This window comes from Bacteroides stercorirosoris (assembly GCF_900142015.1).
GTDB lineage: Bacteria > Bacteroidota > Bacteroidia > Bacteroidales > Bacteroidaceae > Bacteroides > Bacteroides stercorirosoris.
Genome location: NZ_FQZN01000011.1, coordinates 105,686 through 120,024, shown reverse-complemented (window position 1 = coordinate 120,024; position 14,339 = coordinate 105,686). Strand labels below are relative to the sequence as shown.

General features: G+C 47.9%; 8 protein-coding genes and 2 tRNA genes. 8 read left to right on the top strand and 2 right to left on the bottom strand.

The genetic code is table 11. The annotated features are described in order from the left end of the window. Positions 1-15: 15 nt before the first annotated feature. From BUC01_RS10100 to BUC01_RS10085, 4 genes are all read left to right on the top strand, one after another. Complete coding sequence (locus BUC01_RS10100) at positions 16-1,677, top strand: OstA-like protein (protein WP_073313614.1); 1,662 nt, start codon at positions 16-18, stop codon at positions 1,675-1,677. A gap of 5 nt (positions 1,678-1,682) precedes the next feature. After that, complete coding sequence (locus tag BUC01_RS10095) at positions 1,683-1,973, top strand: hypothetical protein (protein ID WP_025832926.1); 291 nt, start codon at positions 1,683-1,685, stop codon at positions 1,971-1,973. A 69-nt stretch (positions 1,974-2,042) separates the two neighbouring features. After that, positions 2,043-3,980 (top strand): DNA mismatch repair endonuclease MutL, encoded by a 1,938-nt coding sequence (gene mutL, locus BUC01_RS10090; protein ID WP_025832925.1) that lies wholly within the window; start codon positions 2,043-2,045, stop codon positions 3,978-3,980. A 474-nt stretch (positions 3,981-4,454) separates the two neighbouring features. Next, a complete protein-coding gene (locus tag BUC01_RS10085; protein WP_025832924.1) occupies positions 4,455-5,648 on the top strand; it encodes an OmpA family protein in 1,194 nt (397 codons plus the stop codon). Positions 5,649-5,756: 108 nt separating this feature from the next. Here the strand turns inward: BUC01_RS10085 and trpS are convergent, their stop codons facing one another. Continuing rightward, positions 5,757-6,851, bottom strand: a complete 1,095-nt coding sequence (gene trpS, locus BUC01_RS10080; RefSeq protein WP_025832922.1) for a tryptophan--tRNA ligase — start codon at positions 6,849-6,851, stop codon at positions 5,757-5,759. Between the two features lie 72 nt (positions 6,852-6,923). Continuing rightward, on the bottom strand, positions 6,924-7,565 hold the full coding sequence (locus BUC01_RS10075) for an HU family DNA-binding protein (protein ID WP_073313611.1): 642 nt from the start codon (positions 7,563-7,565) through the stop codon (positions 6,924-6,926). Positions 7,566-8,370: 805 nt separating this feature from the next. Here BUC01_RS10075 and carB point away from each other — a divergent pair. The 4 genes from carB (at position 8,371) to BUC01_RS10055 (ending at position 14,307) form a co-directional block, all read left to right on the top strand. Next, the gene (carB, locus tag BUC01_RS10070) at positions 8,371-11,589 is read left to right on the top strand and encodes a carbamoyl-phosphate synthase (glutamine-hydrolyzing) large subunit (RefSeq protein ID WP_073313608.1); all 3,219 of its coding nucleotides are present in this window, start codon (positions 8,371-8,373) and stop codon (positions 11,587-11,589) included. Between the two features lie 155 nt (positions 11,590-11,744). Then, complete coding sequence (locus BUC01_RS10065; RefSeq protein ID WP_073313605.1) at positions 11,745-13,946, top strand: alpha-L-rhamnosidase-related protein; 2,202 nt, start codon at positions 11,745-11,747, stop codon at positions 13,944-13,946. A gap of 184 nt (positions 13,947-14,130) precedes the next feature. Continuing rightward, a tRNA-Val gene (locus BUC01_RS10060) sits at positions 14,131-14,205 on the top strand. Positions 14,206-14,232: 27 nt separating this feature from the next. Then, positions 14,233-14,307: transfer RNA gene (locus tag BUC01_RS10055), tRNA-Val, on the top strand. Positions 14,308-14,339 lie beyond the last annotated feature (32 nt).

Genomic DNA, 14,339 nt, shown 5'->3' with positions numbered 1-14,339 from the left:
TATACTGATTTTTGTATGCAGAAAAAAAATACAAGGACTAATTTTCTGAACAGGCATAGATTCCTACTGACAGGTGTTCTATGCCTGTTTGGCATCTGTTTGCTGAGCGCTCAGGACAAGAAGAAAGAGCCGGAAAAGAAGAAGACCCGGGTCGATTTGCTTCACGCTGACGAGGCACAGGCGGACAAAATCCTGATGCCGGATGTTCAGATACTTATCGGGTCGGTGAAGCTGCGCCACGACAGTATGTATATGTACTGTGACAGCGCGTTGATTTTTGAGAAGACGAACTCGGTGGAAGCGTTTGACAACGTCCGTATGGAACAGGGAGATACGCTGTTTATCTATGGCGATTACCTTTATTATGATGGTATGTCGCAATTGGCGATGTTACGTGGCAACGTCCGCATGATTAACCGGAATACAACGCTGACAACCGATAGCTTGAACTACGACCGTCTGTATAATCTGGGCTATTACTTTGAGGGCGGAACGTTGACCGATGAAGAGAATGTGTTGACTTCCGAGTGGGGAGAATACAGTCCGGCTACCAAGTTATCCGTATTCAATCATGATGTGAAGCTGGTGAATCCGCAGTTTGTCTTGACTTCGGACACTTTGAAGTATAGTACCGAAAGCAAGATAGCCACCATCTTAGGTCCTTCGGATATTGTGAGCGATAAGAACCACATCTATTCCGAACGGGGCATCTACAACACCACCACCGAACAGGCTGAACTTCTGGACCGTTCCGTATTGACCAACGAAGGCAAGAAACTGACGGGCGACAGCCTTTTCTATGACCGTGTTCTGGGATATGGCGAAGCATTTGACAATGTCCAGATGAATGATACCGTAAACAGGAATATGCTTACCGGCGATTACTGTTTCTACAATGAATTGACAGGAAGCGCCCTTGCCACCCAGCGTGCTGTAGCCATCGACTATTCGCAGGGCGACAGCTTGTTCATGCATGGCGATACATTGCGGTTGCTTACCTATCATATAAATACAGACTCCATGTATCGCGAGATGCGCGCTTATCATAAAGTCCGCGCTTACCGTACAGATGTACAGGCTGTTTGCGACTCTTTGGTCTATAATTCAAAGGATTCCTGCATGACCATGTACACCGACCCCATTTTGTGGCACGGCGAACAACAGGTAGTGGGCGAAGAAATCAAGGCTTACATGAATGACAGTACCATAGACTGGATACATATCATCAATCAGGCTTTGGTTGTGGAGAAGAAAGACTCCGTCCATTATAATCAGGTGACGGGCAAGGAGATGAAAGGTTTCTTTGTCGAAGGAGATATGCGGCAGATAGATGTGAATGGTAATGTACTCGTTGTCTTTTATCCGATAGACGATAAAGACAGCACTATGATAGGGTTGAACTATGCCGAGGGCAGTTTTTTGCGTATGTTGCTGAAAGAGCGCCGTATGGAAAAAGGAGCGTTCATTGGTAAAGCCAATGGTACGCTGTTCCCGATGGACCAGATTCCGGCGGATAAATACAAGTTGCCCCCTTTTGTCTGGTTCGACTATATCCGTCCGCGGAATAAGGAAGATATTTTTGAATGGCGAGGCAAGAAAGCCGGTGAACAATTGCAGAAATCAGACCGGAAACCTATAACTTCGCCAAGGAATTTGAACATCAAAAGAAATAAATAAACGCTATGGGAATGTTCACTATGAGAAAGCCACGCGGCTTTAACCATCAATACATTTATGTAGATGAGCGAAAAGAGAAGTTGGCGAAAATGGAAGAAAGCGCCAAGCGTGAATTGGGAATGTTGCCTGAAAAAGAGTTTTCGCCGGAAGATATCCGCGGAAAGTTCGTTGAGGGGACTACCCATCTGAAACGGCGTAAGGAAAGCGGGCGTAAACCGATACACCTGGGAGTGATACTGGTGATTATCGCCTTGCTGATATACTTGTGGTATGCAATAAGCACCGGAATTATCTGATTCCTCATCAACGACTTCTGTCGTCAGTGCCATCATACCTACTACTAACTACTAACTACTTTACTCATTATGAGCGACATAATTCATTTGCTGCCCGATTCGGTTGCCAATCAGATTGCTGCCGGAGAGGTGATACAGCGTCCGGCATCCGTAATTAAGGAATTGGTAGAAAATGCGATTGATGCCGAGGCGCAAGAGATACATGTATTGGTGACAGATGCAGGGAAAACCTGCATACAGGTGATTGACGATGGAAAGGGTATGTCCGAAACGGATGCACGCCTTGCTTTCGAGCGTCACGCTACTTCTAAGATTAAGGAAGCTGCCGATTTGTTTGCTTTGCGCACAATGGGATTTCGCGGTGAGGCGCTGGCTTCTATCGCCGCGGTGGCGGAAGTGGAACTGAAAACCCGCAAGGCCGATGAAGAGTTGGGAACACGGATCATGATAGCCGGCTCAAAAGTAGAAACTCAGGAGGCTGTTTCCTGTCCGAAAGGGAGTAACTTCTCCATTAAGAACTTATTCTTTAATATACCCGCCCGCCGTAAGTTCCTGAAAGCGAACTCAACGGAACTCAGCAATATTCTCACAGAGTTTGAACGCATCGCTTTGGTACACCCCGAGGTGGCTTTCTATTTATATAGCAATGACAGCGAGTTGTTCAATCTGCCGGTAATGCCGCTTCGCCAGCGCATTCTGGCGGTGTTCGGCAAGAAGCTGAACCAGCATTTGCTGTCGGTGGATGTGAACACCACTATGGTGAAGGTGTCGGGCTTTGTAGCCAAGCCGGAGACGGCACGTAAAAAAGGCGCCCACCAGTATTTCTTTGTGAACGGCCGCTATATGCGCCATCCTTACTTCCATAAAGCGGTGATGGATGCTTATGAACAGCTGATTCCGGCCGGTGAACAGATTTCCTATTTCATCTATTTTGATGTTGATCCGGCTAACATTGATGTGAATATACATCCTACGAAGACGGAAATCAAATTTGAAAACGAACAGGCTATCTGGCAGATACTCTCTGCGGCGGTGAAGGAATCATTGGGCAAGTTCAATGCGGTACCGTCTATTGATTTCGACATGGAAGGCATGCCTGATATTCCGGCATTCGACCAGACCCGCCCGATAGAGCCCCCCAGAGTGCATTATAATTCGGATTTCAATCCGTTCAAAACGTCTCCCGCTTCCTCCTCTTCTTCTTATAGCGGCGGCAGCTATTCCCGTCCGAAAGTGGATTGGGAGGGACTGTATGACGGACTGGAAAAAGCCAGCAAGATGAACGCTCCGATGGAGGAAGAACCGTTTGTGGACGAAACAAACTGGGCTTCCGCACCGGTATCGGCGGATATGCCCGAAGAACGTATGCCGTATGTTTCGGAAACGGAAATGGCACCATCGTCACCCGCACCGTTGTATGCCAATGAACCGGCAGTGGAGAAAGGGGCACAACACTTCCAGTTTAAGGGACGGTTTATTCTTACTTCGGTGAAGTCCGGTCTGATGCTGATAGACCAGCACAGGGCGCATATCCGGGTTTTGTTCGAACGCTATATGAGTCAGATCCGCCAGAAACAAGGGGTATCGCAAGGGGTGCTGTTTCCTGAGATTGTGCAGTTGCCGGCTTCGGAAGCTGCGGTGCTTGAAAGTATTCTGGAAGATTTCTCGGCAGTTGGGTTTGAACTGACACCGTTGGGTGGCGGCAGTTATGCCATAAACGGTATTCCGTCCGGTATAGAAGGGCTGAATCCCGTGGAGTTAGTGCGCAATATGGTGCATACGGCTATGGAAAAAGGGAGTGATGTAAAAGAAGAAGTGCAGACCATGCTGGCTTTGACGCTGGCCAAAGCTGCTGCTATCGTTTACGGGCAGGTATTGAGTAACGAGGAGATGGTGAACCTGGTGGATAGCCTTTTCGCCTGTCCTACTCCGAATTATACCCCGGACGGCCGTACGGTACTGTCTACTATTAAAGAAGAAGATATCGAGAAGCTATTTTCACGCTAAGATATTTTCCTGTTGGCGGAATTAGTTCATTTCTGTAGGGTTATGAATGAAATGGGTACGCGGACGTCGCGGATAAGGCGGATGAACGCGGACTTTAATTTCTTAATAGTATAGCGCAGCTTAAGCCTGAAAGGCTTTCATCTTATAGCCCAGGACAACGCCCTGGGAATGAACCGTACCCCACAATCTTACGCCCTGTAAGGGCATAACACCACATACGGGCTTTTGCCCTTACAGGGCGCAAAGATACATACATACCAATCCCCAGGGTGTTGCCCTGGGCTGTAAGATGAAAGCCTTTCAGGCTTAGGCTGCCATTTGATTCCTTTCTTATCAGTTATGAATCAATTCTCCCAACGTGCATTTTATATTAAAAACAAAAATTATAGTCTCTCAAAAACCTTTTAGTTCTGTGGGTGTTATTTAAGCAAATATAATAATGAATTTAAATTAACCACTTAACTATTTAGGTATATGAAAAAGATTCTAATGTTGTTGGCTCTGGCCGGCCTGACTTCTGCCGCCTGGGCACAGAACAGTACAAGTGAAGTTGTCGAATATGAGGTTATTCAGGTACAGGATAAGTATCAGGTGATAACCAATCCTTTCTGGAGCAATTGGTTCTTCTCTATCGGCGGTGGTGCCGAGGCTACATTTGGCGATAATGACAAAGCCGGAAGTTTTGGTAAACGTATCAGCCCGACACTGAATGTCTCCGTTGGTAAATGGTTTACTCCGGGTTTAGGATTGCGTTTGCAATATAGCGGTCTTCAGGCAAGAGGATTTACGTACGATGCAGGTGCCGACTATGTGAAAGGTACCCAACTGAAAGACGGTTACTATAAACAACGCTTCGACTATATGAACCTCCACGGTGACGTGATGTTCAACCTGAACGCACTCTTCGGTGGTTACAACCAGCACCGCGTTTATGAGATTATCCCTTATGTAGGTGCCGGTTTTACTCACAACTATTCAAAGCCTCACCGCGAAGCACTGTCCGTAAATGCGGGTATCATCAACAAGTTCCGTATTTCGAATGCGATAGATATTAACCTGGAACTTAGTGCAATGGGTGTTGAAGACAAATTCGATGGCGAAGTTGGCGGTGATCATGGATATGATGGCGTACTGAGCGCAACGGTCGGTTTGACTTACCGTTTTCCTGCCCGCGGTTTCCGTCGTCCGATGCCGCAGTTGATTTCTCAAATCGAGTTGGCTGCCATGCAGGATAAGCTGGCGATGATGGGTGCACAGAATGCACAGTTGAAGAATGCATTGGTACAGGCTGAAAACCAACCTGTGGCTGAAGTTACAGAAACGGAAGTGATTGTTCCCGATCCGGACATTGCACCGCGCACCGTATTCTTCACAATTGGTTCTGCCGAGTTGTCTCCGCGTGAAATCATGAACCTGTCTTATCTGGCAGAACAGATGAAACAGTTCCCGAACGCGACTTATACCGTAAACGGTTATGCTGACTCTGCAACCGGTACTCCGGCATTCAACAAAGAGTTGAGCTTGAAACGTGCACAGGCTGTCAAGAATGCATTGGTCAAGAATTATGGTATCGCTGCCGACCGCCTGAACATTGAAGCTGGTGGTGGTGTAGACAAGTTTGGCCAACCGATTCTGAACCGTGTGGTATTGGTAAAATCAGCTAACTAAACATAGTCTTTTCATAAACAAACGGAACGCCCTGTTCTTTCGTAGGATTCTACGAGGAACAGGGCGTTTCTCTGTTTGTTACGGGGGGATTGAAGAAACAATAGGAAGTTATTCTGCGCTGAATTTCTTCACTTGTTCTGCAATCAGTTCCGCATCATCGAAATAGTTGATCTTCATTGCCTTGCGTACATCATCCAATGTGGTGGCGGCGGCTTCGCGTGCTGTTTCGCAACCTTTCTTCAGCATTTCGTAGATGGCGGGAATATCTTTTTCAAACTCCTTGCGACGGTTGCGGATCGGCTCCAGCGTCTCCTGCATGATGGCGTTGAGGAATCTTTTCACTTTCACATCACCCAGACCGCCACGCATATAATGCGCTTTCAATTCATCCAGATTAGGATAATCGGGCAGATAGCGTTCGAAGTGTTCGGGGCGGGAGAAAGCATCCAGATACGTAAATACAGGATTGCCTTCCACCTTGCCCGGGTCTTGCACGCGCAAGTGGTCGGGGTCGGTGTACATGCCGCGAATCTTCTTCTCCACTTCTTCGGCGGTGTCGGAGAGGTAGATGCAGTTGCCCAGGGATTTGCTCATTTTGGCCTTACCGTCGGTTCCCGGCAGGCGCAGGCAAGCTGCATTGTCCGGCAACAGGATTTCCGGTTCAACGAGTGTATCACCATATATATGGTTGAACCGGCGTACAATTTCGCGTGCCTGTTCAAGCATCGGTTCCTGGTCTTCGCCTACGGGAACGGTGGTTGCTTTGAAGGCGGTGATGTCCGCAGCCTGGCTGATGGGGTAAGTAAAGAAGCCTACCGGGATGCTTGTCTCAAAGTTACGCATCTGGATTTCAGTCTTTACGGTCGGGTTGCGTTGCAGGCGGGATACTGTCACCATATTCATATAGTAAAAAGTCAGCTCGCAAAGTTCCGCTATCTGCGATTGGATGAAGATGGTGGATTTTGTCGGGTCGATGCCGCAAGCCAGATAATCCAAAGCTACTTCAATTACATTTTGACGTACCTTTTCCGGGTTATCCACGTTATCGGTCAGCGCCTGGGCGTCGGCAATGAAGATGAATATCTTGTCATACAAACCGGAGTTCTGCAACTCCACTCTTCTTCTCAACGAGCCTACATAGTGTCCTATGTGCAGGCGTCCTGTGGGGCGGTCGCCCGTGAGGATGATTTTTTCTTTAGCCATATCTATATTTTCTTCGTTTTTAATTCCTTAATTTTCAATGCGACTGCAAAGATACCGATATTTATCGAAACCTCAAGGGATAGCTGTCTCTTTCCGCTTTACATACAGCTTGTGCGAACCTCGTCCTTGAGTGGTAATGCCGGTTTCCGGTATTTCGCTCCAGCGCTTCAACTCCTTGGCGGCGGTGTTTCGCAGCAAACCTGTCAGTTGGCAGTAATCGGGCACTTTCATATAAGGATGTTCCTCCAGATACTTTTGTGCCAACTCCAGCCGTTGTTCCGGTGTGTATTTCTGCGATGAACGGCCGGGCTTTAACTCCGACCGGCTCAGTATGCAGCGTCTTCCTGTTTCTTCGATGAATTGCTTGTCGGCACGGAAATTGATGTTCTGCACGCAGATGCTCATTGAGTTTCGTCGCCGCCCGCCTTTTTCGCCCGATTCGCGTTCTTTGCCTTGGCGCAAGCCCAGTGCGGGGGTGAAGATGCCGAGGCCGTCCACTTTCACCGAATTGCCTTGCGCCATCTGGTTGGCAATCTCCTGGGTGAGCGAGCGCACCAGCCCCATAATGTCGCCCGGTGTGAAAGTGCTTGCATAATTGATGTTCTTTGCGATGTATTCCAAGTCTACTTGGTTCCACAGCTTCATGCGTGGAAAGAGGATACGTTTGCCCTCTTCATTGGGCAGGTTTGATTCCTGCATCTCATATTCAGCCATTGATTTCTACGGTATTAATAATGTTTGTGACCAGTGTTAACGATAAAAGAGTCCCGTCTTAACTTCGAGGTACCTTCTCTTTAGGGATGAAGATGTCTGTGGTTAGGAAGAAAGTTTATCTCCAGTCTGGAGATGAATGTCTTTAAGCTGAAGATGCGCATCTCTAAGGTGAAGATATGCATCTCCAGCGCAAAGATAAAGTTTATAGTCGGGATGAAGAAGTTTTGGGGCAGGTTTATTATGCTTTTGTGGTAAGGAGAGTGTGGTTTTGTTCTTAATGGTGTTTGGCTTGATTATATATACCTGGTTATGCGGTTAACCTTCGCGTCGCGGTAATACCTCTTTTGAAAACAGGCAGGATGTCACAATGCAAGTCCTAATTCGTATTTCATCCCCCTTTATCTGTTTTACGTAGTACACTTTTATTCTCCAGATTCTGTATGCCGTGCAGTGTCGGGAGAGCACTTTGCGGTAAAACTACAAATTATTCTTCATTTGAGATTAGGATGATACTGATATTCCTGTCCGTATTCGGTGAATTCCTAAAAAACTTCTTCTGATAATTTGCTGATTTCACAAATAAGTCGTTACTTTGCACAAATTTTAAAACAGCGATGCAACAACACGGGAAAAGAGATACATACAATCTGCATTCGAATGAATTTCATTCGTTAGCCGACGATTTCTCTTTCTCTGAAAATGATATTGTTAGTTCTTTGGTAATGCGTTAATCCTTTTCGGGTAACGCATTTTTTTTGTGCCCGAACGTATAGAGGAAGAAACTTAATAGACAACAAGAGAATATATGGAAAAGAATTTGAAGAAAGTGTTGGTCTTGGGCTCAGGTGCACTCAAGATCGGTCAGGCCGGGGAGTTCGACTATTCCGGTTCGCAGGCGTTGAAGGCTCTGCGTGAAGAAGGTATCAGTTCAGTATTGGTAAACCCTAACATTGCTACTATCCAGACATCGGAAGGCATTGCAGATAAGGTTTACTTCCTGCCCGTAACCACTGATTTTGTAGAAGAAATCATCAAGAAAGAGCAGCCGGACGGCATCCTGTTGGCATTCGGCGGTCAGACTGCGCTGAACTGCGGTGCCGAACTCTACACAAGCGGCGTGCTGGCTAAGCATGGCGTGCGTGTGCTGGGTACTTCGGTAGAAGCCATCATGTACACTGAAGACCGCGACCTCTTCGTGAAGAAGCTGGATGAAATCGAGATGAAAACTCCCGTCAGCCAGGCTGTAGAGAGCATGGAAGACGCGATTGCCGCTGCCGAGCGTATCGGTTTCCCGGTGATGGTCCGTTCCGCTTATGCACTGGGCGGTTTGGGTAGCGGTATCTGCCAGGATAAGGAAGAATTCCTGAAACTGGCTGAAAGCTCATTCGCTTTCTCGAAGCAAATTCTTGTAGAAGAGTCTTTGAAAGGCTGGAAAGAAATAGAATTTGAGGTTATCCGTGATGCAAACGACCACTGCTTCACGGTAGCAAGCATGGAAAACTTCGACCCGCTGGGCATCCATACCGGAGAGTCTATCGTGGTTGCCCCCACTTGCTCGCTGACTGACGAACAGGTGAAAATGTTGCAAGACCTTTCTACGAAGTGCATCCGCCACCTGGGTATCGTAGGCGAATGTAACATTCAGTACGCATTCAATGCCGAAACCAACGACTACCGTGTGATTGAGGTGAATGCCCGTCTGTCCCGTTCTTCCGCTTTGGCCTCTAAAGCTACGGGTTACCCGTTGGCATTCGTTGCCGCTAAGATTGCTCTGGGCTATACGCTCGACCAGATTGGCGAAATGGGAACTCCGAACTCTGCTTACGTAGCTCCGCAACTGGATTACCTGATATGCAAAATACCTCGTTGGGACTTGACGAAATTCGTAGGCGTTAGCCGTGAAATTGGTTCCAGCATGAAGTCGGTAGGCGAAATCATGTCTATCGGACGTTCTTTCGAGGAAATCATCCAGAAAGGTTTGCGTATGATTGGTCAGGGCATGCACGGATTCGTGGGCAACGACCTGCACTTCGACGACCTCGACCGCGAACTTTCACGTCCTACGGACTTGCGCGTGTTTGCCATTGCTGAGGCTTTGGAGAACGGCTACACAATTGACCGCATCTTCGACCTGACCAAGATTGACCCCTGGTTCCTTGGCAAATTGAAGAACATCGTAGACTATAAGCTGAAACTTTCACAATATAATAAGGTAGAAGATATTCCCGCCGATGTGCTGCGCGAAGCAAAAGTCCTCGGTTTCTCTGACTTCCAGATTGCCCGTTTCGTATTGAATCCGCAAGGTAACATGGAGAAAGAAAACCTCCAGGTACGCGCCCGTCGCAAGGAACTGGGCATCCTTCCGGCTGTAAAACGCATCAATACAGTTGCTTCCGAGCATCCCGAACTGACCAACTACCTGTACATGACGTATGCCACTCAGGGATATGACGTGAATTACTATAAGAACGAGAAATCGGTAGTCGTTCTGGGTTCCGGCGCATACCGTATCGGTTCTTCCGTTGAGTTTGACTGGTGTTCGGTGAACGCTGTGCAGACTGCACGCAAGCTGGGTTACAAATCAATCATGATTAACTACAACCCCGAAACCGTATCTACCGACTATGATATGTGCGACCGTCTTTACTTCGACGAACTTTCTTTTGAACGTGTGCTCGATGTTATCGACCTGGAACAGCCCCGCGGTGTAATCGTATCCGTAGGCGGACAAATCCCGAACAACCTGGCCATGAAACTGCACCGTCAGGCAGTGCCCATCCTGGGAACTTCTCCTATCTCTATCGACCGTGCCGAAAACCGTAACAAGTTCTCTGCAATGCTCGACCAGCTGGGCATCGACCAGCCGGCTTGGCAGGAACTCACCAGTCTGGAAGATGTGAAAGGCTTTGTTGAAAAGGTAGGTTATCCGGTGCTGGTTCGTCCGTCGTATGTGCTTTCGGGTGCAGCGATGAACGTATGCTACGATGAGGAAGAGCTGGAGAACTTCCTGAAGATGGCTGCCGAAGTGTCTAAGGAATATCCGGTGGTTATTTCACAGTTCTTGCAGAACACGAAGGAAATTGAATTCGACGCTGTTGCGCAGAATGGTGAAGTAGTGGAATATGCCATTTCCGAGCACGTGGAATTTGCAGGCGTACACTCCGGTGACGCTACGCTGGTGTTCCCCGCACAGAAGATTTACTTCGCTACGGCACGCCGTATCAAGAAAATCAGCCGTCAGATTGCAAAAGAACTCAATATCTCCGGTCCGTTCAACATCCAGTTCCTGGCACGCAACAACGAAGTGAAGGTGATCGAATGTAATCTCCGCGCTTCACGCAGCTTCCCGTTCGTGTCTAAGGTGTTGAAACGCAACTTTATTGAAACAGCTACCCGCATCATGCTCGATGCTCCTTACACCCGTCCTGACAAGTCGGCATTCGATATTGACTGGATTGGCGTGAAGGCTTCCCAGTTCTCATTCTCACGTCTGCACAAGGCAGACCCGGTGTTGGGTGTGGATATGTCTTCTACCGGTGAGGTTGGCTGTATCGGTGATGACTTCTCAGAAGCATTGCTGAGTGCCATGATTGCTACCGGCTTCCAGATTCCCCAGAAGGGCGTGATGTTCTCTTCCGGTGCGATGAAGTCGAAAGTAGATTTGCTGGAATCCAGCCGCATGCTCTTCAACAAAGGGTATAAGATTTATGCAACGGCAGGTACGGCGGCATTCCTCAACGCTCATGGCGTGGCTACTGAGGCTGTTTACTGGCCCGATGAACGTCCTGATGCTGAGAATAACGTGATGAAGATGATTGCCGAACATAAGTTCGACTTGATTGTCAACATTCCGAAGAACCATACGAAGCGTGAGTTGACGAATGGTTATAAAATTCGTCGCGGTGCCATCGACCACAACATTCCGTTGATTACGAATGCCCGTCTGGCAAGCGCTTTCATCGAAGCGTTCTGCGAGATGAAACTGGAAGATATTCAGATCAAGAGCTGGCAGGAATACAAATAATAGAGTATAATTACCAGAAAAGAGAAGACAGCATAGATGCCGGGTGTTTCCGGTGTTTATGCTGTCTCTTTTTTTAGGTCCGCATCATTGGATATCAAAAAATAATCCGTTATTTTTGTGACAGATGAAAACTAAATCAGAATACTGTCTTAAACATGAAAAAGCTCTTCTTTTTAATTCTTATTTTGATAGCTGTTGCTGCCATACAGATGAAGGCAGCGGATGAGTTCCTGCCTCAGGCCAGGTGGATTGGCAGTGAACATTGTCAAGGTACACCGAACTCCTGGCTTTGTTTTCGTAAAACCGTGGAGGTTGCTGATGTGCCGGGTGAGCTGATGGCTAATATTGCTGTCGATTCCAAATACTGGTTGTGGATTAATGGCGAAATGGTGGTTTTTGAGGGCGGATTGAAACGCGGACCTGCGCCCGGGGCGACTTATTATGACCGGATAAACATTGCTCCCTATCTGGTAAAGGGAGGGAATACCATAGCATTGTTAGTGTGGCATTTCGGGAAGAACGGCTTCAGTCATGTGAACAGCGGGACGGCTGCTTTATTGTTTAGTGCCCGTTCGGCAGGGTTGACCATCGTCAGCGACAAAACCTGGCAATGTAAAGTTTATCAGGCCTACCAAGATACAGAAGCGCCATTTCCCAATTACCGTTTGGCGGAGAGCAATATCCGTTTCGATGCCCGCAAAGAACTGGCGGGCTGGAATCTGCCGGAGTTTGACGGACGGTTGGGGGCATCTGTCGAGATTGCCTCCCCGAATGGGATGCCGTTTGGTAAATTGGTGCTTCGTCCTGTCCCGATGTGGAAAGATAGCGGATTGAAAGAATATCCGGAAATGGTTAAGAATGAAACGGGAGACACCATTCGTTGCCGGTTGCCTTATAATGCCCAGGTAACTCCTTATTTGAAAGTAAAAGCTCCGGCGGGATTGCAGATTGGAATGTTGACGGACAATTACACGGGTGGCAGTGCCAATAATGTGCGGGCGGAGTATATTACTCGCGACGGTGAACAGGAATATGAAAGTTTCGGATGGATGAACGGGCATGAAATGCTGTACATTATCCCGGCCGGTGTGGAAGTGCTGGAACTTAAATATCGTGAAACGGGCTATAATGCGGATATTAAAGGCTCTTTCGCCTGCAACGATGAGTTCTTTACCGAACTGTGGAAGCGGAGTGCCCGTACCTTATATATTACTATGCGTGATAATTATATGGATTGTCCGGATCGCGAGCGCGCACAGTGGTGGGGCGATGAAGTAAATGAACTGGGCGAGGCATTCTATGCGCTCGATCCGCAGGGATGGCAGCTGGCTGTAAAAGGCATTTATGAGTTGATGAACTGGCAACGGCCGGATGGCATTATCGCTTCTCCCGTACCTTCTCTGAATTGGTGCAAAGAGCTGCCTTTGCAAATGTTGGCTTCTGTGGGATGGTACGGATTCTATACCCAGGCATTTTATAGCGGTGACTATTCTTTTGTTCCGGACGTTTACGACGGGATGAAGAAATACCTGCACGAAGTGTGGGAAGTAGACATGCAGGGCTTTCCCGTTCCCCGTCTGGGCGATTGGAACTGGGGAGACTGGGGGACTGATATCGACCTGGAAGTTCTTACCACCTGCTGGTATTATCTGGCTCTTAAAGCGGAAAAAGAGTTTGCCCTTTATTTGCATAAGCAGTATGACGCCAACCGGGCTGACGGGATGATGAAGCGCATTTCCTCAACTTTCGACCATCGCTACTGGACGGGTACTGCATACCGCTCCAAGTCCCATCAGGGCGAGACGGACGACCGCGCCCAGGCTATGGCCGTAGTCAGCGGACTGGCTCCGGTCGGCAGGCATAAAGCCTTGCTGAAAGTCTTGAAAAAGGAGTATCACGCCAGTCCCTATATGGAAAAGTATGTTCTGGAAGCTTTGTTCATGATGGGTGAGCCGGACTTTGCATTGGAACGTATGCGCAACCGCTACACCCAAATGCTGGCATACCCTTATACCACTTTGTTTGAGGGCTGGGGGATAGGCGCTGAAGGTTTTGGAGGCGGTACTATCAATCATGCGTGGAGTGGTGGCCCGCTGACCATATTGAGCCAGAAACTTTGTGGGATAGAGCCTCTTGAACCGGGATTCAAGTGTTTCCGTGTTTCTCCGCAGCTCGGGGCATTGCATGAAGCTTCGGCAGTGGTGCCTACTCTTTATGGCGATATCAAAGTAGATATAAAGAAGGAGAATCACATAATGACTATACATGTGGTTGTTCCTCAGGGCACCATTGCTGTAGTGGCATTGCCCGGCAGAAAAGATAAAGTGCTTCCGCCGGGAAGTTATATCCTTCCATAAGGTGATAAAGAAAAGCGGAAGTTATATAGCTGATTCTTTAAGGAAAAAAAGTTTCTTTGTTAAATTGTTGAATTTCAATCACTACATAGGAAATTGTATATTTCTTCTGAAAAATAATTCGCAAATGTTTTGGTAATGTCAAAATAAGCTGTACCTTTGCATCGCTTTTGAAACGGAAGTGTACGGGCGTTTAGCTCAGCTGGTTCAGAGCATCTGCCTTACAAGCAGAGGGTCGGCGGTTCGAATCCGTCAACGCCCACAAAAATCCAAGCACTTTCGTACAAAAGGGCGTTTAGCTCAGCTGGTTCAGAGCATCTGCCTTACAAGCAGAGGGTCGGCGGTTCGAATCCGTCAACGCCCACTTTAATATTGTTGGACAGGTCTTGCGAGTGA

Coding starts and splice junctions, on each gene's coding strand:
- BUC01_RS10085 (WP_025832924.1), top strand. CDS start 4,455: ATGAAAAAGATTCTAATGTTGTTGGCTCTGGCCGGCCTGACTTCTGCC.
- carB (WP_073313608.1), top strand. CDS start 8,371: ATGGAAAAGAATTTGAAGAAAGTGTTGGTCTTGGGCTCAGGTGCACTC.
- BUC01_RS10100 (WP_073313614.1), top strand. CDS start 16: ATGCAGAAAAAAAATACAAGGACTAATTTTCTGAACAGGCATAGATTC.
- mutL (WP_025832925.1), top strand. CDS start 2,043: ATGAGCGACATAATTCATTTGCTGCCCGATTCGGTTGCCAATCAGATT.
- BUC01_RS10065 (WP_073313605.1), top strand. CDS start 11,745: ATGAAAAAGCTCTTCTTTTTAATTCTTATTTTGATAGCTGTTGCTGCC.
- BUC01_RS10095 (WP_025832926.1), top strand. CDS start 1,683: ATGGGAATGTTCACTATGAGAAAGCCACGCGGCTTTAACCATCAATAC.
- BUC01_RS10075 (WP_073313611.1), bottom strand. CDS start 7,565: ATGGCTGAATATGAGATGCAGGAATCAAACCTGCCCAATGAAGAGGGC.
- trpS (WP_025832922.1), bottom strand. CDS start 6,851: ATGGCTAAAGAAAAAATCATCCTCACGGGCGACCGCCCCACAGGACGC.